Below are 22181 nucleotides of genomic sequence, written 5' to 3' on the forward strand. Positions count from 1 at the left end.
GGTCGGAGACGGCAGGACTGTGACGGGACACGTTCCTCGGCGCCTACCGAGGAACGGTCAAGCTCCTGATCAGGCCAGCAACTCCGGTCGGGCCGGGGCCGGCAACCACGCGCGGACAAGTCCCCTCAAAGGCACAAAGCCAGTCAGGCCAAGGGTCACACGCGCAGCCACCGACCACAGCCCACCGCATCCATCAAGGCTGCGTCGAGATCCTCACAGTCAGGCCTCGCGCGTGATGCGCACCTCGACGTCGAGCTCCTGCGTCCCGGAGCCCGCGTAGATGCCGCGCAGCGGCGCGACGTCGTCGTACGAACGTCCGCGCGCGAGCACCACGTGGTGCGAACCGGCCGGCTGGCGGTTCGTCGGGTCGTACGCCACCCACTCCCCGACCCACCACTCGACCCACGCGTGCGACTCGCCCGAGACGGTCTCGCCGATCTCGCCGCCGCTCCACGGGTGCAGGTAGCCCGAGACGTACCGCGCGGGGATGCCCACCGAGCGCAGCGCGCCGAGCGCGAGGTGCGCGATGTCCTGGCAGACGCCCGCGCGCGCCGACCACGCCTCCGACGCGGGCGTGTGCACCGTCGTGACCCCCGGGATGTAGTCGAGCCGATCGCGCAGCGCGAGGCACACCGCGACGGCCGCCGCGGCGGGTTCGAGGCCCGCGACGGCTTCGCGCGCGAGCGCCGCGACCTCGTCGGGCGCCTCGGTCGTCGGGGTGTCCGACAGGAACTCCGCGGTCTCGTCGTACGACGCGCTCGCGTCCAGGGCCGCCCAGTCGAGCTCGACCGACAGGGCGGCGGGCTCGTCCACGTCGACGACGTGCTCGGCCGTCAGCACCATCGCCTGGTGCGGCGCGAGCACCTCGAACGCCGTCACGGCCGTGCCCCAGTAGTCGACGTAGTGGTGCGCCCACGTGTGCGGCTGGACGTCGAGCCGCGACGAGACGACCGTCTGCCCGGCCTGCGAGACCGGCGTCATGCGCGCCTCGTTGTAGGACGCGAGCACCGGCGCGTCGTAGCGGAAGGCGGAGGTGTGGACCACGTGCAGTCGCGTCACAGGTTCTCCCCGGTCCAGGTCGTCGTGGCGGCGGACGGGAAGTAGCGGCCGCGGACCGCGTCGGAGGCCGCCGAGCAGGCCCGCTGGACCTGCTCCATCTCCTGCGGCAGCGCGTCGAGGATGTCCGCCAGCGGGCGGTACTCGAGGTTGGTGCGCACGAGGCCGATGTGCCGGCGTGCGTCGTCGACCGTCGCGCGGTCCGCCACCGGCTCGAGCGCCGCCAGGCTCGCCTCGGCCTGGTTCAGCGCGGCGACGATCGAGCGCGGGAACAGCCGGTCGGTGAGCAGGAAGCCCGCGGCACGTTCGTCGGACGCCATCCCGCGGTAGGTGCGCAGGAACGCCTCGTGCGCACCGCACGAGCGCAGCAGCGTGGTCCAGCCGGGGCCGGCGGAACCCGCGAGCGCGCGCGTCGTGATGAGGCGGGCCGTCATGTCGGCGCGCTCGATCGAGCGCCCGAGCACGAGGAACGCCCACGTGTCGTCGCGCGACATCGTCGCGTCGGTGATCCCCGCGACGACGGCCGCACGCTCGCGGACCCACGTGAAGTAGTCGTGCGGGCGCGCCGGGCGCATGTGCGACGGCAGCTGGTTCCAGGTGGTGTTGAGGCACTCCCACAGCTCGGTCGAGATGATCTCGCGCGCCCGCCGGGCGTTCTCGCGCGCCGCGACGAGCGCACCCGCGATCGAGGACTGCGCCATCCGGTCGTACGCCAGCATGTCGAGCACCGCCACGCGACCGACCTGCACCTGCGGCGCCGGCGCGGGGCGGTCCATCACCGACAGCAGGGAGCGGCAGGCCGAGTCCTCCTCGGCCCACGGGTCCTCGAGGAGGATCTGCAGGTGGACGTCGAGCAGCCGCGCGGTGTCGTCGGCCCGCTCCACGTAGCGACCGATCCAGAACAGCGACTCGGCGATCCGGCTCAGCACGAGGGCACCTCCGTCCCGGTCGGCGCGTCCAGCGACGTCTGCTGCTGCTGCATCGCGTGCACCCGCAGGTCCTGCGGGTTGGCCTCGATCGGCACCGCGTTGTCGACCGGCACGGGCTGCGCGAGCGAGGGGGCGCTCGCGCGGCGCGGCGGCCTGCCGCCCAGCACCCACGTGTCCTTGGACCCGCCGCCCTGCGACGAGTTCACGACGAGGCGGCCCTCGGGGAGCGCGACGCGCGTCAGGCCGCCCGGCAGCACCCAGATGTCGTTGCCGTCGTTCACCGCGAACGGCCGCAGGTCCGTGTGCCGCGGCCGCAGGCCGTCCTCGACGAGCGTCGGCACCGTCGAGAGCTGCACGACGGGTTGCGCGATCCAACCGCGCGGGTCGGCGCGCAGTCGCGCCCGCAGCTCGGCGAGCTCCGCCGTCGACGCCGCGGGCCCGACGACCAGGCCCTTGCCGCCCGAGCCGTCGACGGGCTTGACCACGAGCTCGTCGAGGCGGTCGAGGACCTCCTCGAGCGCGCCGGGCTCCTCGAGGCGCCAGGTGTCGACGTTCGACAGGATCGGCTCCTCGCTCAGGTAGTAGCGGATGAGGTCGGGCACGTAGGTGTAGACGAGCTTGTCGTCGGCGACGCCGTTGCCCACCGCGTTCGCGATGGTCACCGTGCCGTTGCGCGCGCACGTGATCAGGCCGGGGCTGCCGAGCAGCGAGTCGGACCGGAAGGTGACCGGGTCGAGGAACTCGTCGTCGACGCGGCGGTAGATCACGTCGACCCGCCGGCGGCCCTGCGTCGTGCGCATCCAGACGCGGCCGCCCGCACAGAACAGGTCGCGGCCCTCGACCAGCTCGACGCCCATCGTGCGCGCGAGCAGCGAGTGCTCGTAGTAGGCGGAGTTGTAGACGCCGGGCGTCAGCACGACGACCGTCGGGTCGTCGACCCCGGACGGCGCGGCCGCCGTGAGCGCGGCGAGCAGCCGGCGCGGGTAGTCCGCGACCGGGCGGATCCGCAGCGCCGCGAACAGCTCCGGGAAGGACTGAGCCATCGCGCGGCGGTTGGACAGCACGTAGCTGACGCCGCTCGGGACGCGCACGTTGTCCTCGAGCACGCGCCACCCGCCGAGCGAGTCCCGCACGAGGTCGATGCCCGAGACGTGCACGCGCACGCCGTTGGGCGGCTGGATCCCGCGCACCGCGCGGTGGAAGTGGGTCGAGGACACGATGACCGAGCGCGGCAGCACCCCGTCGGCGATGGCCCGCTGCGCGCCGTACACGTCGTCGAGGAAGGCCTCGAGCGCCCGCACACGCTGCGCGACGCCGGGGGCCACGTGCTCCCACTCGTCGCCCGCCAGCACGCGGGGCACGACGTCGAGCGGGAACGGCCGCTCCTCGCCCGCGAAGTCGAACGTGATGCCCTGCGCCAGGTAGGAGCGCGCCAGCGCGTCGGCCCGGCCCCGCAGCTCGCCCGCCGAGAGCTGCGCCAGCGCGGCATGCACGCGACGGTAGGCCGAACGCGGACCCGTCTCCGGGTCGATCATCTCGTCCCAGGCCGTCCCCGCCGGGTAGTCGTCGAAGAGGTCCGCCATGAGCCGAACCTAGTGCCGCCATGTCAACAGCGCGTTACGGCAAGCCGCACCGCGATCGCGCCCCCACCACACTCCCCGACGAGGGCGCCGACGAGGGCGCCGGCCCGACCCGCCCCGACGAAGGCGCCAGCACTCGGCGGGTGGGTGACGGTAGGTTCCCGGGCGTGAGCGCATCGTCGTCCTGGTCCCATCTCCTGCGTCGCGCCGCCGATGCCGTCACACGTGCGCTCGCGCCGAAGCGCCGCCACGCCGCGACCCGGTCGGGCGGGGCCGTGCGGCACGCGGGTGCGGGGGTCCCGGCGCCCGCGCGCCACGTCGCGTACCCGGACCACAGCGGAGCGCTGCTCGCCTCGTACAGCCCGGACCTGGACGCCGCGGCCGACCCGGGCGAGATCGTCTGGACCTGGGTGCCGTTCGAGGAGGACCCCGCACGAGGAAAGGACCGTCCCGTGCTGGTCGTCGCCTGGGACGACTTCGACGGCGAGGACGTGGTACTCGCTCTGATGCTCACGAGCAAGGACCACAGCCGCAACGCCGAGCGTGAGGCCCGCCACGGCCGCGTGTGGATGGACATCGGCGCCGGCCCGTGGGACTCGAAGCGCCGCGACTCCGAGGTGCGTCTCGACCGCGTGCTGCAGCTCGCGCCGGACGCGATCCGGCGCGAGGGGGCCGTCGTCGACCGGGCGCTGTTCGACCAGGTCGTCGAGCGGCTGGTCGAGCTGCACGGCCGCGCGACCTGACCCGTCCAGGAGCCACCGGCAGCCATCCGGCGGCCATCGACCAGCCACCGACCAGCCATCGACCAGCCATCGACCAGCAGGGTTGGGGCTGGCGCCCGTCGTCGGGTAACATGGTCGACCGCGTGTCCGCCCAGGTCGGCGGGCACTCGCCCAGCTCCTCCCCGCGGGTGTCCCCACGCCCCAGTCCCGGAGCTGCGCGCGCCCTCTACGACCTGTCAGATCGCTTCGGCGAACACACAAGAGAGTCCACCAGTGGCGAACATCAAGTCCCAGATCAAGCGCATCAAGACCAACGAGAAGGCGCGCCTGCGCAACAAGTCGGTCAAGTCGGAGCTGAAGACGCACGTGCGTCGCGTCCGCGAGGCCGTCGCCGGCGGCGACAAGGAGGCCGCGCAGACCGCGCTGCGTACCGCGTCGAAGAAGCTGGACAAGGCCGTCTCCAAGGGCGTCATCCACGCCAACCAGGCCGCGAACAAGAAGTCGGCGCTCTCGAAGTCCGTCAACGCGCTCTGATCTCCGGTGTCGGCCCAGCCGACCCTTGCACCACCGAAGGCGCTGCCCGTACCGGGCGGCGCCTTCGTCGTTCCCGGTGCACGCCGCCACGCCGTTCGCGCACGGTCCGACGTGGACACCCGTCCACGTCCGTGCGCGGTCCCAGGGTGTCGAGAGACCGCTCTCCCCGCTCGCGCAGACTTCACCCGCTCTTGACCACGCCACGGCCGAAACCACCCTCGGTATCGACTGGCAGGCCCAGCATGGTGTGGTGTCATAGGAGCATGACGCCCGACGACGACGTGAGGCTGTCGCTCCTTGCTGCGGCGGTCGACGACGCGATCCCGGGTTCGCTCCGCGAGGAATGGGCGGAGCACCTGGCGGCGTCGCCCGTGCTCGTCGGACGTCAGGGCATCTTCAGCGCGGCCGGTCACGTCGTCGCCTACGAGTTCTCCTACCGGGCGCCGGGCGCCGAGCGCCTGTCGTCGACCGGCTGGAGCGATCACCAGCACGAGCGGGCCACCTCGCACGTGCTCTCCGCGACCTTCGGGCGCACCGAGCTCGAGCAGGCCGCGAACGGCCGGCTGCTGTTCGTCCGGTGCACGCGCGCCCACCTCACCGGTGAGCTGTCGATCCCCTCTCGTCCCGACCGGCTCGTCATCGAGGTGCCGGACTCGGTGACCATCGACTCCGCCGCGCTCGCGGGCGTGCGTCGGCTGCGGGCGGACGGTTTCCGCATCGCACTGCCTGCCTTCGTCAGCAGCCCCGGCCAGCGCCGCATGCTGCCGCATGCCGACTACGTGAAGATCGACGTCCGTGACCTCGACGTCGAGGGCCATCCCGTCGTCGCCCTTGCCCGCTCGTACGGTGCGACGCTCGTCGCCGAGTACGTCGAGGCGATCGACACCATGCTGCACGCGCGCGAGCTCGGCTTCACGCTCTTCCAGGGCAACCTGCTCGAGCGGGCCGGTGTCGTCGACCGCGCGCAGGCCCGGCCCGTCCAGCACTGAGGGACGCCGCGCGCGATCTCGTCGCGAAACCGCGTCATGGACAGCCCGCGACGCCCTCTCATCCGGCGTGACCGCTCACGCGTCGCCCTCGCACAGGCTCCCGGCACTGCCGCCGGTCGCCCGCCAGCCGATCTGGCACGTCGACGGTGCGCTGCACGGGTACGAGTACCTCTACCGCAACCACGCGGGGACGCCCGCGGGCGTGGACCTGTGGGCCGAGCCGTGTCAGGAGCAGGCCACCGCATCGGTGCTGTCCGTGCTCGAGACGCTCGCACCCCGCCACACGGCGGGCCGCTCGTTCGTCAACATCACGCGTGCGTTCCTGGTGGAACGACGCGCGTTCCCGCGGCCGCACGCACGTCTCGTGCTCGAGGTGCTCGAGCACGTACCGGCCGACGCCGAGGTGCTCGCGGGCCTGCGCCGGCTGCGCGCGCTCGGTCACCGGATCGCGATCGACGACTTCACGGCGAGCGCCGACCAGGTCGCGATGCTGCCCTACGCGGACTACGTCAAGATCGACTGTCGCGACCTCGTGCAGCACGGCACCGCGTTGATCGAGATCGCCCGCCGCGACGGTGCGCGTCTCGTCGCCGAGCGGGTGAGCGATCGCGCGCTCGTCGAGCGCTGCAAGCGCTGGGGTTTCGACCTCCTCCAGGGCGACGTCCTGGGCCCCGCCGTCGTGGTCGTCTGAACCCCGTCCACCGGCCCTCGAACGATCAGCCGGAGGCGGCCGCCGCGACGCGCAGGACCGCTCGTTCGACCGCGAACCGGGGGTCGCGACCCTCGCCCTTGACCTCCGCATCCGCCTGGGCGACCGCGCCGATGGCCTCGGCCAGGGCCTCCGGGGTCCACCTGCGCAGCTCACGCAGCGCGCGGTCGACCTGCCACGGCGCCAGCGACAGCTCGCGCAACGCGCCCTGGCCCTTGCTGCGCACCGCGCCGACCTTGGCGAGCGTGCGCAGCTTGACCGCGAGCGCGGCGACCACGGGTACGGGGTCCAGGCCCGTGGCGTAGGCGTGCCGGAGCAGCGCCACGGCCTGCCCGGCGTCCCCGGCGACCGCCGCGTCGGCCACCCGGAACCCGGTCGCCTCGATCCGCCCGCCGTAGTAGCGCTCGACGACGTCCGCCGCGATCAGCCCGGTCGTGTCGGCCACCAGCTGGCTGCACGCCGACGCGAGCTCGCGCAGGTCCGACCCGACCGCGTCGACCAGGGCCCGTACGGCCGCCGCGTCGGCGCGCCTGCCCGCTCGGCGCAGCTCGGCCGTCACGAACGCCGTCTTGTCGCCGTCGGACGTGATCGCGTCGCACGCGACCTCGGGGACCTTGGCGGCCCGCAGCGCGTCGAGCAGCTTCTTGCCACGCTGGCCGCCGCCGTGCCGCAGCACGAGCACGACGCCGGCGGCGGGCGTGCCCAGGTACGCCAGTGCGTCCGCGAACACCTCGTCGGCGCCCTGCTCCAGGCCTTCGACGACGACGACCTTGTCCTCCGCGAACAGCGACGGGCTCGTGACGACCCCGAGCACGCCCGCGGTGTACTGGGCCGCGTCGAGCCGGGTGACCTCGACCTGTGCGTCCTGCTCGCGCGCGAGCGCGACGATCTGGTCGGTCGCACGGTCGGCCAGCAGACCCTCCGAACCGCGGACCAGCACGATCGGGGCCAGCGGCGCCTCCTCCCAGCTCAGGCCGGGGACGGCCGGGGCGCGACCGGAGCGCGACGACGAACGGGGTGGGGGCGGCACCCGCCCAGCGTGCCAGACACCACCGACGTCCGGGTTCACGGCGGGTCCCGCGACGCCCGCCGCGCCAGCAGCACCCGCGCCGTGGCGCCGCTCGCGACGACCAGCAGGACGACCCCGAGCGGTCCGGGCAGCCACTCGAGCCGGGCCGCCGGAGCGGACGCGGTCACCCGAGCGACCGCCGCGATCCACCAGCACGCGGCGCCCGCGGCCGCGGCCGGCACCGCCGCGGCGGCCGGCCACCAGGGCGCCAGCAGCGCCGCGACCAGGCCGAGCACGGTCGCGGGCGCGACCGCGGGTCCCGCGAGCAGGTTCGCCGGCACCGACCAGGGGCTCACGGCCGGCGCGGCGAGCAGGACCAGCGGACCGCACACGAGCTGCGCTGCGACCGGTGCCGCGAGCGCCGCCGCTCCGGCGTGCCCCAGCCGCCCCGACCAGCGCGCCGCGAGCGGCCCGCCGAGCAGCACGAGCGCGGCCGTCGCCGCGACCGACAGCGCGAACCCGAGTTCGCCCGCGAGCCACGGGTCGACCACGAGCAGCACCACCACCGCGGTGCCGAGCGCCGCCACCGCGCGCGCCCGCCGCCCGACGAGCATCCCGAGCACGGCCACGGCACCCATCGCGGCCGCACGCACGACGCTCGGCACCGGGTGCACGACGACCACGAGCGCCGCGCACGCGAGGACCGTGACACCGACGCGCAACCGCGTCCCGGCCCCGAGCGCGGCCGTGGCGGCGAGCACGAGCGCACCGACGAGCGCGAAGTGCGCACCCGAGACCGCCACGAGGTGCGTCAGACCGGCCGTCCGCATCGCGTCCGACAGGTCCGGCTGCACCGCGGACGTGTCCCCGACCGCGACCGCCGGCAGCAGCGCGCCCGCATCGCCCGGGAGGCGTGCCGCGACGACGGCGAGCGCGGTGCGCAGCCGCGTCGCCGCCGCGCGCCACGACGGCGGCGACCCGATCGCCTCGGGTGCGGCGTCCCCGAGCAGGAGGGCCGTGGCGCGCTCACCGGGGGCCGTCGGCCGCAGCGCTCCCGAGAGACGCACGCGCGCGCCGTCCACCGGTCGCGCGCCCTCGTCCGGCGTGAGCACGACGATCGGTCCACGCACCCCGTGGCGCACACCGTTCGCCACGGCCGTGCGCGCCTCGAGCTGCCATCGCAGCCGCGGTGCGGCACCCGGCCAGGCGGGCGGCAGCTCGGCCACATCCCCGGAGACGACCCCCTCGACGACCACGTGCGCCCCCTGAGCGGCGAGCGCGCGCAACGGTCCGCGCTCGGCCACGTGCGCGGATCCGGCGAGCAGCACCGCCGCGGCCCCCGCCAGCACGAGCGCGCAGGTCGCGACGCGGACCGGTCGGCCGTCCCGGTCGGCCCGGATCGCGACGACGAGGCAGACGACCGCGAGCACCGCGAGCCCGGTGCCGGCGACCGCGCCGGTCACCGCGGGCGCTCGTACCGCTGCGAGCGCGCCGAGCCACGCCGCCGCGGCGACCGGCACGAGACGCACGTCGACGGTGCGCGGCGGGTCGACGGTGCGCGGCCGGTCGACGGTGCGCGACGGGTCGACGCCCCGGGCGGTCATACCCGCACCAGGTCGCGCAGCTCCTCGAGCAGCGTCGGTCCGATGCCCGGGACGTCCTCCAGGTCGTCGACCGTGCCGAACGGGTGCTCGGCGCGGTACTCGACGATCCGTGCGGCGAGCACCGGGCCGATCCCGGGCAGCGCGTCGAGCGCCGCGGCGTCCGCCGTGTTGAGGTCGACGACCGCGGGTGCGTCCGGTGCCGCGCCGTCCGGCACGGTCGCCGCCGACGCGGGCTGTTCGCCCGGCCGCAGCACCACCACCTGCTCACCGTCGACGAGCGGGCGCGCGAGGTTGAGCCGGGGCAGGTCCGCCTCGGGCAGCGCGCCGCCCGCCGCCGCGAGCGCGTCGACCACGCGCGCTCCCGCGGGCAGCCGCACGACACCGGGGTGCGTGACGGCACCGACGACGTCGACGACGAGCTCGCCCACAACCGTGGCGTCGGGATCCGCCTCGACCTGGGCCGGCGCCGAGGTCGTGGGCGCCGGCACCGGCAGCACGACGGGAGCGCCGGGCCGGCCGGCCGCGACCCGCAGCGCGACACCGCCCGCGACGAGAGCGAGCGCGACGACCGCGACGACCGCGGTGCGCACGTCGAGAGCCCAGCGGTAGCGCCGACGACGCGGTTCGGGACCCGGCAGCTCGCCGTACGCGGTGGCGTACCGCCGGGCGGCGTCCTCGAGGGCGCCCGACGTGCGCGGGGCCAGCGCGTGCGGGGCCGGCGCGTGGGGCATCGGCTCGGGCACCGTCGGCGCGGCCGACGCCGCGGCCGATGGCGGCGAGGCCGGCGGGGCGAGCGGCGGTGCGAGCGGTGGCGCGAGCGGTGGTGCGGCGGCCGGAGAGATGAGCCCGGCGAGGCGCTCGTGCATCCCGTCCGCCCGCCGGGGCGGGGTGTGCCGCGGCGGCGGGTGGTCCGAGGTCACTGCTCGACGCTAGGCACCGCCGCTGCCACTGCGAGGTCCCGCGCGGACGTCGGTGGACGCGCGACGCACCACTCGGGGCTGGGGTCGGGTGGCGCTGGTCGGGTGGCGCTGGTCGGGTGGCGAGACTCAGGCGTCGGCAACGACGACCGCGAGCACGCCCGGGCCGACGTGCGCGGCGACCACCGCGCTCGCCTCGCACGCCACGAGCTCGACCGCGTGCGAACCGATCCGCCGCCCGAGGTCCTCGACGAACCGCTGCGCAACCTCCGGCTCCCCCAGGTGGTGCACGGCGACCCGCACGTCACCGCGCTCGCTCGCGAACGCCGCGGCGACGGCCTCGAGCCGCTCGCGCGCCGCGCGCCGGGTGCGCACCCTCTCGGCCACGACGACGGCGCCGTCGGACAGCGTGAGCAACGGGCGCAGCCCGAGCACGGTGCCGATCGCGGCCGAGGTCGTGGACAACCGCCCGCCACGGCGCAGGTGGTCGAGCGAGTCGACGAGGAACCATGCGCGGGCTCCCGCGGCGGCGGTCGCGGCGTGCGCGGCGACGGCCTCGCCGCCGGGAAGCGAGGGGTGGGGGCGTCGCCAGGACCGGCCGCCCGCGGTCTCGTCGGGCAGCGCCGTCGTGGCGAACCGGGCGACCTCGAGAACGGTGAACCCGAGCGCCATGGCCGCGAGCCGGGAGTCGACGACGTGCACGGGGACGGGTGCGTCGTTCGCCGCGAGCCGGGCGGCCTGCACGGTCCCGGACAGCTCGCCGGACAGGTGCACCGAGACGACCTCGCGCGCCCCGTCCGCGGCGGCCTGCGCGTACGCGGCGGCGAACGCCGCGGGCGCCGGCTGCGACGTCGTCACACGCACGCCGCGCTGGAGCATCGCGAGCAGCTCGGCCGAGGTCAGGTCGACGCCCTCGGTGTAGGTGCCGCCCTCGGCGAGCACCTCGAGCGGCACGACGCGCACGCCGGCGGCGGCCGCCGCCCCGGGTGGCAGCGACGCCGTCGAGTCCGTGACGATCGCGACGGGCGGCGGGGCCGGCCGTCGGCGCAGCCCGATCAGGCCGGCACCACGTTGACGAGCTTGGGCGCGCGCACGATCACGGTGCGCACCGCGCGGCCGTCCAGGGCACGCTGCACGCCGGCGTCGGCGAGCGCGAGCTCGCGCAGCTCGTCGTCGGACGCGGACGTCGACACCTCGGCGCGCCCGCGCACCTTGCCGGCGACCTGCAGGATGCACGTCACGGTGTCCTCGACGAGGTACGCCGGGTCGGCGACCGGGAACGGCTCGTGCGCGAGCGAACGCTCGTGGCCCAGCCGCGACCACAGCTCCTCGGCCACGTGCGGGGCGACCGGCGCGGTCATGAGCACGAGCGGTTCGACGGCCGCGCGCGGCACCGCGGCGAGCGTCGTGAGGTGGTTGTTGAGCACGATGAGCTTGGCGATCGCGGTGTTGATGCGCATCGCCGCCATGTCGGCCGTGACGTCCGCGATCGTCCGGTGCAGCACGCGCAGCGTCTCGTCGGACGGCGCGTCCTGCGACACGACGAGCGAGCCGTCGGCCTCGGAGACGACGTTGCGCCACAGCCGCTGCAGGAACCGCTGCGACCCGACGACCGCGCGTGTCTCCCACGGACGCGACAGGTCCAGCGGCCCCATCGACATCTCGTAGACGCGCAGCGTGTCGGCGCCGTACGCGTCGTACATCTCGTCGGGCGACACCGAGTTCTTCAGCGACTTGCCGATCTTGCCGTACTCGCGGTTGACCGGCTCGCCGTGCCACGAGTGCCCGGTGGGCGACGCCTCGTCGTCGACGACCTCGGCCGCCGGGACGTACACGCCGCGCGCGTCCGTGTAGGCGTACGCCTGGATGTAGCCCTGGTTGAACAGCTTGTGGAACGGCTCCGCGCTGCTCACGTGGCCCAGGTCGAACAGCACCTTGTGCCAGAACCGCGCGTACAGCAGGTGCAGCACCGCGTGCTCGACCCCGCCGACGTACAGGTCCACGCCACCGACCGAGTCCGCCGCCTGCGCGCCGTGGCCCGGGCCCATCCAGTACCGCTCGAGCTCGGGGTCGACGAGCACCTCGTCGGACGACGGGTCCAGGTAGCGCAGGTAGTACCAGCACGAGCCGGCCCAGTTGGGCATCGTGTTGGTGTCGCGGCGGTAGACCCGGGGGCCGTCGCCGAGGTCGAGCGTGACGTTCACCCACTCCTCGTTGCGGCCGAGCGGGGGCTCGGGCGACGAGTGCGCGTCCCCGGGGTCGAACGTGCGCGGCGCGTAGTCGGGCACCTCGGGCAGCGCCACGGGAAGCAGCTCCTCGGGCACCGCGAGCGGCAGGTCGTGCTCGTCGTAGACGATCGGGAACGGCTCGCCCCAGTAGCGCTGGCGGCTGAACAGCCAGTCGCGCAGGCGGTAGGTGATCGTGCCCTCGCCGACGCCCTTGCCCGCCAGCCACTCGACGATCCGCGCCTTGGCCTCCGCGACGCCCAGCCCGTCGAGCGAGATCTCGTCGTTCGACGAGTTGATGACGGTCCCGTCGCCCGTGCGCGCCGCATCCGTCACGTCGCCGTCGGTCGTGTAGACGATCGGCAGCTCGAAGGCCTGCGCGAACGCGAAGTCGCGCTCGTCGCCGCCGGGCACCGCCATGATCGCACCCGTGCCGTAGCCCATCAGCACGTAGTCGGCCGTGAACACCGGCAGCGGCTCGCCGTTGACCGGGTTCACCGCGAGGTGGCCCGTGAACACGCCCGTCTTGCGGCCCGCGTCCGCCTGCCGCTCGACCGCGGTCTTGGCTGCCGCCTCGGCGCGGTAGGCCGCGACGGCCTCCGCCGGCGAGCGGTGGCCGCCCGTCCAGGCGGCGTGCGTCCCGTCGGGCCACTGCGCCGGCACCTCGTCGAGCAGCGGGTGCTCGGGCGCCACGACCATGAACGTCGCGCCGAACAGCGTGTCCGGCCGCGTCGTGAAGACCTCGACCTCGAGGCCGCCCTCGACGTGGAACCGCACGCGCGCACCCGACGAGCGCCCGATCCAGTTGCGCTGCATCGCCTTGACCTTCTCGGGCCAGTCGATCAGCGCGAGGTCGTCGGTCAGGCGGTCCGCGTACGCGGTGATCCGCATGTTCCACTGCCGCAGGCTGCGCTGGAACACCGGGAAGTTGCCGCGCTCGGAGCGGCCGTCCGCGGTGACCTCCTCGTTCGCCAGCACCGTGCCCAGGCCCGGGCACCAGTTCACGGGCGTCTCGCTGACGTACGCGAGCCGCGCGGTGTCCAGCACGCGACGGCGCGCCACGCCGTCCAGGTCCGCCCACGACGAGCCCGCGGGCACGCCCTCGGCGACGGGCACCGCCCGCGTCCCGGCGGCGAGCTCCGCCTCGAGCTCGGCGATGCGCCGCGCGCGGCCACGGCCGCCGTCGGGCCGCACCGCGTCCTCGTCGTACCAGGAGTCGAAGATCTGCAGGAAGATCCACTGCGTCCAGCGCACGTAGCCGGGGTCGATCGTCGCGAACGAGCGGCGCGGGTCGTGCGCCAGGCCGAGCCGGCGCAGCTGGCGCTGCATGATCGTGATGTTCGCCTCGGTCGTCGTGCGCGGGTGCTGGCCCGTCTGCACGGCGAACTGCTCGGCGGGCAGGCCGAACGCGTCGAAGCCCAGCGCGTGCAGCACGTTGTCGCCCTGCATCCGGCGGTAGCGCGCGACGACGTCGGTCGCGATGTATCCCAGCGGGTGGCCGATGTGCAGGCCCGCGCCCGAGGGGTACGGGAACATGTCCATGACGAAGAACGACGGCTTGTCCGCGTCGGCGTGGCGGCCGTCACCGTCCGTGAGCGGGCCCGTCGGGTTGGCGGCGAAGAACGTCCCGCGCTGCTCCCACTCGTCCTGCCAGCGAAGCTCGATGTCCTGCGCGAGTGCGGCGGTGTAGCGGAAGGGCACGTCATCGGTGCCGGTGGGGGGCGCGGCGTTCTCCTGCGAGGTCACCCGCCGAGTTTACCGACCTCGACGAGCGCCCTCGTGCGACCTCTGCCGCGCCCGCGCCCGCCGTCCGTCAGCGCAGCGCGAGCTCCGGCTCGTCGTCGCGGACGACCGCGCCGGCGGGTGCTGCGACCGCGTTCGGCGCCGGGCGGCGGCCCACCGTGAGCACGACGACCAGCCCGAGCGTGGTCAGGCCCGCGCCCACCCAGGCGGGCGACAGGTAGCCCAGGCCCGCCTCGATGACCAGGCCACCGAGGAACGCGCCCGTCGCGTTGCCGAGGTTGAGCGCCGAGTGGCACAGCGCGGCGCCGAGCGACGGCGCGGCGGGCGAGACGTCCATGAGCCGCGTCTGCATCGACAGACCGAGCACCTGCGAGGTCACGCCGAGCGTGACGATCGCGGCGACCGCGGGTACCGCGTACGGCCCGACGAGCGCGATCACGACGAGCACGACGATCGTCGCGACCAGGCCGCCGATCAGCGTCCCGAGCACGGAGCGGTCCGCGAGCCGGCCGCCCAGCACCGTGCCGACCGTCATCCCGATGCCGTACAGCGCCAGGACGAGCGGCACGACGCCGACGGACAGCCCGGTCACGTCGGTGAGCAGTGGCTTGACGTACGAGTAGACCGCGAACATGCCGCCGAACCCGATCGCGCCCGCGCCGAACGCGATCCAGAGCTGGGAGTTGCGCAGCGCACCGAGCTCGCTGCGCACGGTCGCCCCTGCCATCGGCGCGAGCCGCGGCACCCAGACCGTGACCGCCAGCAGCGTGAGCAGGCCGATCACGCCGACCCCGGCGAACGACCAGCGCCAACCGACCGCGTGGCCGACGATCGCGGTCACCGGCACGCCCACGGCGCAGGCGATCGTCAGGCCCGCCATCATCGTCGAGACCGCGCGGCCCCGACGTCCCGGCCCGACGACCGCGGTCCCCATGACCGCGCCGACGCCGAAGAACGCGCCGTGGGGCAGCCCCGCGAGGAACCGCGCGCCGACGAGCGTCGGCAGGGTCGGCGCGAACGCCGAGAGCACGTTCGCCACGGTGAACCCGACGAGCAGCCACAGCAGGAGCCGGCGCCGGTCCATCCGCGCACCGAGCGCCGCGAGCGTGGGCGCGCCGACGACGACGCCGAGCGCGTAGGCCGTGATCGCGAACCCCGTGGCGGGGATCGAGGCGCCGAGGTCGTCGGCGATCTCGGGCAGCAGGCCCATCGCGGCGAACTCGGTGGTGCCGATGCCGAACCCGCCGAGCGCGAGCGCGAACAGCGCGAGGCGGGCGGCGCGCGGGGGCAGCGGTCGCATACGGTCCTCCGGGTCCTCGGGTCGAAACGATTCGAGCAGACTGCGGAGAGCGACGTCGACAACTCCTGGGATGACCCGAGCCTACGTCAGCCGCGCGGCCGGCGTCACGCCCCTCACCCGCCAGGGACCACCCAGATCGCGCGACCCGCCGCCTCGCCGAGGTCCACCGACCGTTCGCCGGCACGTTCGCCGGCACGTTCGTCGGCCCGTTCGTCGGCACGGACGAGCACCGCGACCGTGCCCACCGCGGCACGCCGCTCCCCCACCTCGAGCCTGCAGTCCAGCCCGATGCCGACCTCGTCGAGATAGCGCAGCAGGTCGGGGTCGGCGTCGCTGATCCGCGCGACCCGCCACGCGCCGGGGTCCACGTCCCACAGCGGCGACGCGGGCGGCAGGTGGACCGTGCCGTCGGCCGCCGGGATCGGGTCGCCGTGCGGGTCGCGGTCCGGGTGGCCCAGACGCTGCGCGAGGCGTTCGACGAACACGTCGGAGACCGCGTGCTCGAGCACCTCCGCCTCGTCGTGCACCTCGTCCCAGCCGTAGCCCAGCACCTCGACGAGAAACGTCTCGACGAGCCGGTGCCGGCGCACCATCGCGAGCGCGTGCCGCCGGCCCGTCTCCGTGAGGCCGACCGTCCCGTACGGCTCGTGCGTGAGCAGCCCGGCGTCGCACAGCCGCCGCACGGTCTCCGAGACGGTGGAGGCCCCCACGCCCAGGCGCGCGGCCAGCAGCTTCGTCGTCACCGGGACGGGCACCCACTCGGTGGCCGACCAGACGACCTTGAGGTAGTCCTGCGCCACCGCGCTCAGCGCGGGCGTCGGCTGCGGCTCGTCCGTCACGGGCCTCAGGCTAGTCCGCGGCCCGGCCCGGACGCGTGGCGGGTCAGGACCCGTCGACGCTCCAGTGCCACGGCTCGGTGGGCAGGTTGTGCAGGCCGTAGGCCCCGGCGTGCGCCGCCAGCCACGCGTACGCGGTCGATCCCGACCGCACCGCGTGACCGTGGTCCGTGACGTCCAGCGCCAGCCCGCGCTCGTGACGCGACGTACCCGGCACCGCGGTCGGCGGGCTGCACCGCCCCTCGGCGTCGCAGTTCCGCTCGCGCAGTGCGACCTGCTGCTCGTGGCTGCGCCAGCCGGACGCGCCCAGGTCGAGCCCCGCGGCCCGGGCGGCATCGAGCATCGCCTCGACCGGGGCCGCCAGGCACGGGTGCACGCGCACTCCCTGGCTGGTCAGCACGGTCCGGTCGAACGGCACGGGCGCGTCGACGTCGTCGCACGACGCGACGGGCGCCGGTGCCACCAGCAGGTCGGCGGGGACGTCCGCACGCCACAGCTCGCGGCCGTTCGCCGCCGTGAGCACCGCGCCCGTCGGGTCGAGCCGCAGCACGCTGCCCGACGCGTCGGCAGCGGCCTCGTCGGGCGGCGTCGTCGCCCACCTGCCCGCACCGTCGGGGCCGACGACCGCGAGCGCACCGTGGCTCACGACGAGCGCGGCGTCCGGACCCGGCGCGATCGGCGCGCTCCACACCGTCGTCCCGTCGTACGACAGCGTCAGCTCGTCCGCGTCGAACCGCAGCGAGAGGTGGCCGTCCGACGAGTCGAGGTGCGCACCGACCGCGAGCGGCTCGGCCTCGGCAAGCCGGTCCGGGCCCAGACCCGTCCCCGTCCGCCAGACGACCGCGCGGTCGGGTCCGTAGAGCACGAGGTCGCCGTCGTCCTGCAGCACGAGCCGCGAGCCGGGTACCGCGTCGGCCGGCGCCCGCCACAGCACGTCGCCGTCGCTCGCGCGCACGACGAGCGTCCCGTCCGTCCCGAGCGCGAGCACCGCATGCGGCTCGTCGGTCCCGGTCGACCAGCGCGAACGCGAGTCCGGGCCGAGCAGCACGACGTTGCCCAGGCGGCGTACCGCGAGCACGTGCCGACCGTCGGGCGAGACCAGCGGGACGCCCGGCGCGAGCACGGTGCCCGGTTCGAGCGTCGTGGCCCGCGCGGCGGTCCCGCTGCTCCACAGCGCGGCGCCGGTCGCGTCCTGCAGCACCAGATCGCCGTCGTCCTGCAGCACCAGGCGGTCGGCCGGCGGCAGCGCCTCGGTGCTCGCGTCGGTGCCGGGCGCGTCGAGGGCCTCGTCGGCGGCGTCGTCGTCGTCGGGAACGACGGCGTCCGACGAGGGCTGCCAGCGTGTCGTGCCGTCCGGGGCGACGAGCCGCAGCACGCCGTCGACGAGCATGAGGCGCGCACCCGGGGCTCCCCCGCCGACCGTCCACGTCAGCGACCCGTCGGGGCCGTACAGCACGACGGCGCCGGACGCGCGCACCACCAGCACCACCGCTCCGCCGGCCGAGACCAGGTAGTCCCCGCCGCCGAGCGACTCCCCCGCGGCGAGGACCGCGTCGCCGGGTGCCGAGGTCGGGTTCGAGGTGGGCGCCACGGCCGACGCGGGCGTCGGCACGGTCGTCGGGTCCGCGGCCGCCGCCGAGCCCAGCCCGACGAACCCGCCGACGAGCAGCGCGAGCGCCGCGGGGCCGACGACGAACCCGCGCACGAGTCCGCGCACGGGCCGGTACCGCGCGTCGGGTCCGACGCTGCACCTCGTCATGGCACGGCCGCTGGCCATCCGTCCACGCTAAGCCCGCACCGCGCGAACGACACCCCCTCGCAGGGGTGAACCGGTCAGGTCGGCAGGTTCGGACCGCCCGTGCCCGCGGGCGGGCGAGTGGTCGGCGGCACGACGATCACGGGCCAGGGGCGCCGCGGCCCCACGTCCACGGACGTGTCGGGGTGCACCGCGACGACCCGGTAGTCGAGGAACCGCCGCCGGTCGGGGTCCCAGCGCAGCACGGTGAGCTCGGCGGTCCCGTGCAGCGGCCCGATCGTCGCTTCGCCGAGCGTCGCGCCCGCGGTGCTCGACGAGATGTACCGGATGCCGAGGCCGACCTGCCGTGCGTCGTAACGGCGGTGCAGATGGCCCGAGACCTGTGCCGGTACGCAGTCGCTCTCGAGCGCCGCGGTGCCGACGTCGGGGGTGTGGATCAGCAGGAGGTCGACACCGTCCTCGTCGTCGCACGCGACCTGCTCGAGCCGCTCGCCCGCGTCCTGCGCGCTCTCGCCGCGCGAGGCGGTGCCCTGGCCCGCGCGGGTCTGGTTCGGGTCGCTGTCGCCGAGCACGCGGATCCCGTCGACGTCGACGACCTTGCCCGCGAGCACGGTGGCCCCGGCCGCCGCGTACTTCGCCGACGTCTCCTCGGAGTCGTGGTTGCCGGGCGAGGTGACCAGCTCGACGCCGTCGGGGATCGCGTCGGCGAACGTCGAGACGCAGTACTGCTCGACGCCCGTCCCGTTCATCGTCGTGTCACCCGCGTCGAGCACGGCCTGCGCATCGGCCCTCTCGACGAGCGTCGTGACCAGCGGCGCCATGCCGACGTTGCAGTGCAGGTCGGAGACCACGACGACCGTGACCAGGTCGGCCGCGTCCGGCGTGCGGGTCGGGAGCGGTTGCGCGGTCAGGCGCTCGTCCCACGCCTGCCCGAGCGCCTTGTCGGCGGCCGCGTAGAACTCCTGGTTCTCGCGGTACGCCGCGAGCGCCTGCGCACCGTAGGTGTCGATCACACCGCCGAGCCGGCCGGTCACGCGCGCACCCTCGAGCGCGCTGCCGTCGAACACGCTCGAGGCCACCCGCACCTCCTGCGGTCGGGCGCTGGGGTCGAGGCTCGACGAGAGCAGTCCCAGGAGCAGTGCCAGGCCGAGCGCGACACCGACCCGCCACCGGTGCAGCGCGAGCGCGTTCGCCAGCTCCGCGCGCCGCGTCGCCCCGAGCAGCAGCCGCCCGAGCCACCAGCCGGCCACCAGCACGACGAGCATGAGCGCCGCACGACCGAGCGCGTCCGCGACCAGCGCCTTCGTCACCTGCTCGACGGTCGCCTGAGGCGCCGAGAAGAGCTGCACGTACCGCTCGAGGTCGCCGTTGAGCGCCTGCAGCGTGGTCGCGTCGTCGACCTCGGTGAACGACGCGGGGATCTCCTCGACGACGATGTCGAGGCCCAGCCCCGCCGGCAGCGGCGAGTCGATCTCGAGCGTGCCGAGCGGGCCGAGGTCGAGCACGACGAGCCCGTTCGTCGTCATCTCGTAGCGGGCCTCGTGCGGCCCGAAGCTCGCCTGCGCGGTCGCGGTCGTGACACCGACGCCGAGCGAGATCACGACCGCGAGGATCGCGAGCACGATGCGCACACCCCACCCGCCGTGCGTGTGCGGGGCCTGCTCGTCCATGGGTGGCCCAGCCTAGACTCGCCGACCGTGACCCGAAGGTTTCGGCTCGTGTCGCGCTGGATCCTGCCCGCGCCGCCCGCGCGGTGCTGGGCCGTGCTCGCGGACCCGGCGATGAGCTGGCCGTCGTGGTGGCCGGGCGTGCAGGCGCTGCGGGTCGCGCCGCAGCCCGGTCCGGTGGGCAGCAGCGGCTCGCTGTCCTTCCGCGCACCCGGTGGCTACCGCCTCCGGCTCGACCTGTTCGTCGTCGCGGCGGACCCGCCGCGCACGGTCACCATCGCGGCCGACGGCGACCTGCGGGGCCACGCGCGCGCCGCCCTCGACGCCGACGGTTCGGGAGGAACCTCGGTGGACGTCGAGTGGGACGTCGAGGTCGCGCGCGGCTGGATGCGCGCGACCGTACCCGTGCTGCGGCCCGCGTTCCGTGCCTCGCACGCGGCCGTCATGCGGGCGGGGTGCGATGGGCTCACCGCGTACCTGCTGCGCACGGCCGACGACGCGCCTGCCGTCACCGACACCGACACCGAGCGTCACTGATACCGACCGCTACTGATACCGACCGCTACTGATAGGTGACGAGGTCCGGCGTGGGACGCACCGCCACGGTCTGCGCGGGCGTGAGCATCGGGTGGTCCTCGTCGACGAAGTTCTTCCAGCCCCAGTGCACCGGCGGTGCGCCGGCCCGCAACGCCGCCCACGTGCCCTGCTTGGCGGGCTGCGAGCCCTGCCCGTCGACGTGGATGACCACCGCGAGCTCGTCGTGCGTCGTCGCGAGGCGGTCCCGGTCGCGCACCATCTTCAGCGCGAACTGGTGCACGACGAACATCTTCTGCGGCAGGTGCTCGCGCCGGACGAGCGCGGCGAGCCAGTCCTGCACGGCGTTGATCTCGTCGACGTCGACCGACCCGATCTGGGCGAGGTGCACCTGGTCCGGCGCGAGCCGCCACTCCGGGTCGACCGCGAGGCCCACGTGCGGGAGCTCGAGCAGCTCCTCGTACCGCTTCGCCTGCGTGAGGAAGTCGGTGCGGCCCGGCTGCAGGTCGAGCACCACCGCGACGCCCGCCGTCTGCGCGGCGTCGACGAGGGGACGCAGCTCGGCGACCGACCGCTCGCGCGAGTAGTCGCCGTCGTCCTCCGGGTTCGCGGACGCGATCGTCGCGATGATCTCGACCATGGGCACCACCGAGCTGCCCGGCAGCACCGGCCGGTACTGACGCCCGATGCGCTGGATGCGCTCGATCGTCGCCGGGACGTCCTGCTCGCCGAGCATGCCGAGCGCCGGCGTGCCGGGCGTTCCGTACAGCGCGACGTAGTGCTTGCGCGGCGCCGCGGGGAAGACGAGCTGCCCGCCGCCGGGGATCGTCACGCCGGTCGCGGCGGCCGCCACGCGATCGGCGAGCCGGGGTGCGGCTCCGAAGTCGGCGCCGATCGCCACGACGTGCGGGACCCGGGGCACGTCACCCCCGTCCGACGTCTCCGCGGCTGCCGCGACGAGCGCGACGTCCGCCGACGTGGCCCGCGGGTCGCCGCCCGGCACGTCGAGCACCGGGACACCCGCCGCCCGCAGGGTGGCGAGCGCGGGCACCGAGTCGGCACCGACGCCCGTCATCCCGACGACGCCGCGCGCGGGCTCGGGACGCCGGATCGTGAACGGCGGCGTCGCAGGAGAGGCGGGGGCGGTCGGGCGCAGCGTCCGCGAGGTCGCGCTCGGCGACGGCGCTCCGGGTGTCGGGGACGGGGCCGCGGACGACGACACCGCCGGAGACGACACCGGAGACGATGGCGGAGACGACGCCGGCGGCGACGAGGCCTCGGCGGACGGCGCCGGCTCGGGGTCACCCGGCGCGGTGAGGACGGCCGTCCCGGGTGCGGTCAGCGCGCGGACGGCGACGAACGCCTCGTCGGGCGCGACCGCCTGCGCGGGTCCGAAGCGCACACCGGTCGCCGCGCGCAACTCGGCCGGTGTGGCGCGCGCGGGCACCGCGACGACGGTCCGCCCGCGCGGCGCAGCCGCGTCCCCGACGACGACGAGGACCTGCGCGCCGAGCCGCTCGAGCTCGGCATCGACGGCACCCGCGGCGGCGGCGTCCGGGCTTGCGGCATCGTCGGAGCCCGCGGCCGCACCAGGGCCCGTGGTCGTGGTCGCGCCGTCGACGAGCAGCAGCGGGCCGCCCACGGCCACCGCGACCGACGCAGCGGTGAGCTGTGCTGCGGCGTCGGACGACGGCGCAAGGACGACGACGGGCGCGCTCGCGAACAGCGCGCGCGAGGCCTCGAGCGCCGCGTCAGCGGGCGTCGCCGCCGTGAGCACGGTCGCCCGCTCGTCGGGCGTGCGCGTGCTCGCCTGCCACACCGACGGGCTCGGTACGGGCGCGAGTGACGCGGGGCTCGGCGGCGCGCTCGAGGACGCACCGGGAGCCGGGCCCGCTTCGTCGGGGCGTCCGAGCAGCACCGCCGCCAGGACCAGCAGCACGACGAGCGCTCCCGTGCCGAGCACCGCCCCGCGCCGTGCCCGACCCATCCGACCAGCCCCCTCGACCGCCCGTCAGCGGCCCGTCCGCCGAGGGAACGGCCACCCTAGGCACATGTCGGCGCCGGCGGCGAC

The 22181-nt window shown here is 75.0% G+C and carries 18 protein-coding genes; 5 read left to right on the forward strand and 13 right to left on the reverse strand.

What is annotated here, in order from left to right; translation table 11 throughout:
• Positions 1–219: 219 nt before the first annotated feature.
• Genes CCO02nite_RS14205 through CCO02nite_RS14215 form a run of 3 tightly spaced genes read right to left on the reverse strand, consistent with a single transcriptional unit; the run spans position 220 to position 3568 of the window.
• Positions 220–1059, reverse strand: coding sequence for a transglutaminase family protein (locus CCO02nite_RS14205; RefSeq protein ID WP_146843838.1), 840 nt, complete (start codon positions 1057–1059; stop codon positions 220–222).
• Positions 1056–1985: an alpha-E domain-containing protein gene (locus tag CCO02nite_RS14210; protein WP_146843839.1), complete on the reverse strand. Its 930-nt coding sequence runs from the start codon at positions 1983–1985 to the stop codon at positions 1056–1058. Before CCO02nite_RS14210 ends, CCO02nite_RS14205 begins: the two co-directional genes overlap by 4 nt.
• Positions 1979–3568 carry a circularly permuted type 2 ATP-grasp protein gene (locus CCO02nite_RS14215; protein ID WP_146843840.1) on the reverse strand — a complete coding sequence of 530 codons (1590 nt, stop codon included), beginning with the start codon at positions 3566–3568 and terminating at the stop codon, positions 1979–1981. The genes CCO02nite_RS14210 and CCO02nite_RS14215 overlap by 7 nt, the downstream gene beginning before the upstream one ends.
• A gap of 164 nt (positions 3569–3732) precedes the next feature.
• On the opposite strand from CCO02nite_RS14215, the gene CCO02nite_RS14220 reads away from it, so the two are divergent.
• The 4 genes from CCO02nite_RS14220 to CCO02nite_RS14235 all read left to right on the forward strand — a co-directional run bounded on the left by CCO02nite_RS14220 (position 3733) and on the right by CCO02nite_RS14235 (position 6501).
• Positions 3733–4308 (forward strand): type II toxin-antitoxin system PemK/MazF family toxin, encoded by a 576-nt coding sequence (locus CCO02nite_RS14220; RefSeq protein WP_246117570.1) that lies wholly within the window; start codon positions 3733–3735, stop codon positions 4306–4308.
• 252 nt (positions 4309–4560) lie between these two features.
• The gene (rpsT, locus tag CCO02nite_RS14225) at positions 4561–4821 is read left to right on the forward strand and encodes a 30S ribosomal protein S20 (protein ID WP_146843842.1); all 261 of its coding nucleotides are present in this window, start codon (positions 4561–4563) and stop codon (positions 4819–4821) included.
• Positions 4822–5084: 263 nt separating this feature from the next.
• Positions 5085–5810, forward strand: coding sequence for an EAL domain-containing protein (locus CCO02nite_RS14230; protein WP_146843843.1), 726 nt, complete (start codon positions 5085–5087; stop codon positions 5808–5810).
• A gap of 67 nt (positions 5811–5877) precedes the next feature.
• Positions 5878–6501, forward strand: a complete 624-nt coding sequence (locus CCO02nite_RS14235) for an EAL domain-containing protein (RefSeq protein ID WP_146843844.1) — start codon at positions 5878–5880, stop codon at positions 6499–6501.
• A gap of 25 nt (positions 6502–6526) precedes the next feature.
• Here the strand turns inward: CCO02nite_RS14235 and holA are convergent, their stop codons facing one another.
• The 9 genes from holA to CCO02nite_RS14280 all read right to left on the reverse strand — a co-directional run bounded on the left by holA (position 6527) and on the right by CCO02nite_RS14280 (position 19579).
• Positions 6527–7549: a DNA polymerase III subunit delta gene (gene holA / locus CCO02nite_RS14240; RefSeq protein ID WP_246117571.1), complete on the reverse strand. Its 1023-nt coding sequence runs from the start codon at positions 7547–7549 to the stop codon at positions 6527–6529.
• A gap of 35 nt (positions 7550–7584) precedes the next feature.
• Positions 7585–9132, reverse strand: coding sequence for a ComEC/Rec2 family competence protein (locus CCO02nite_RS14245; protein ID WP_146843845.1), 1548 nt, complete (start codon positions 9130–9132; stop codon positions 7585–7587).
• Positions 9129–10052 carry a ComEA family DNA-binding protein gene (locus tag CCO02nite_RS14250; RefSeq protein ID WP_246117572.1) on the reverse strand — a complete coding sequence of 308 codons (924 nt, stop codon included), beginning with the start codon at positions 10050–10052 and terminating at the stop codon, positions 9129–9131. The genes CCO02nite_RS14245 and CCO02nite_RS14250 overlap by 4 nt, the downstream gene beginning before the upstream one ends.
• Before the next feature lie 126 nt (positions 10053–10178).
• Positions 10179–11012, reverse strand: coding sequence for a DegV family protein (locus CCO02nite_RS14255; protein ID WP_246117573.1), 834 nt, complete (start codon positions 11010–11012; stop codon positions 10179–10181).
• A gap of 92 nt (positions 11013–11104) precedes the next feature.
• Complete coding sequence (gene leuS / locus CCO02nite_RS14260) at positions 11105–14020, reverse strand: leucine--tRNA ligase (RefSeq protein ID WP_146843846.1); 2916 nt, start codon at positions 14018–14020, stop codon at positions 11105–11107.
• Positions 14021–14087: 67 nt separating this feature from the next.
• Positions 14088–15317: an MFS transporter gene (locus CCO02nite_RS14265; protein WP_146843847.1), complete on the reverse strand. Its 1230-nt coding sequence runs from the start codon at positions 15315–15317 to the stop codon at positions 14088–14090.
• Between the two features lie 113 nt (positions 15318–15430).
• Positions 15431–16156, reverse strand: a complete 726-nt coding sequence (locus tag CCO02nite_RS14270) for a metal-dependent transcriptional regulator (protein ID WP_146843848.1) — start codon at positions 16154–16156, stop codon at positions 15431–15433.
• A gap of 43 nt (positions 16157–16199) precedes the next feature.
• The gene (locus CCO02nite_RS16140) at positions 16200–17930 is read right to left on the reverse strand and encodes a D-alanyl-D-alanine carboxypeptidase family protein (protein WP_146843849.1); all 1731 of its coding nucleotides are present in this window, start codon (positions 17928–17930) and stop codon (positions 16200–16202) included.
• A gap of 56 nt (positions 17931–17986) precedes the next feature.
• Entirely contained in the window at positions 17987–19579 is a 1593-nt protein-coding gene (locus CCO02nite_RS14280) for a metallophosphoesterase family protein (protein ID WP_146843850.1), read from the reverse strand.
• 48 nt (positions 19580–19627) lie between these two features.
• Here CCO02nite_RS14280 and CCO02nite_RS14285 point away from each other — a divergent pair, with 48 nt between their 5' ends.
• Positions 19628–20113, forward strand: coding sequence for an SRPBCC family protein (locus CCO02nite_RS14285; protein ID WP_246117574.1), 486 nt, complete (start codon positions 19628–19630; stop codon positions 20111–20113).
• A gap of 25 nt (positions 20114–20138) precedes the next feature.
• On the opposite strand, the gene CCO02nite_RS14290 is transcribed toward CCO02nite_RS14285, so the two are convergent.
• Complete coding sequence (locus CCO02nite_RS14290; protein ID WP_146843852.1) at positions 20139–22097, reverse strand: hypothetical protein; 1959 nt, start codon at positions 22095–22097, stop codon at positions 20139–20141.
• Positions 22098–22181: the final 84 nt, after the last annotated feature.

The organism is Cellulomonas composti (assembly GCF_007990245.1).
Classification (GTDB): domain Bacteria; phylum Actinomycetota; class Actinomycetes; order Actinomycetales; family Cellulomonadaceae; genus Cellulomonas; species Cellulomonas composti.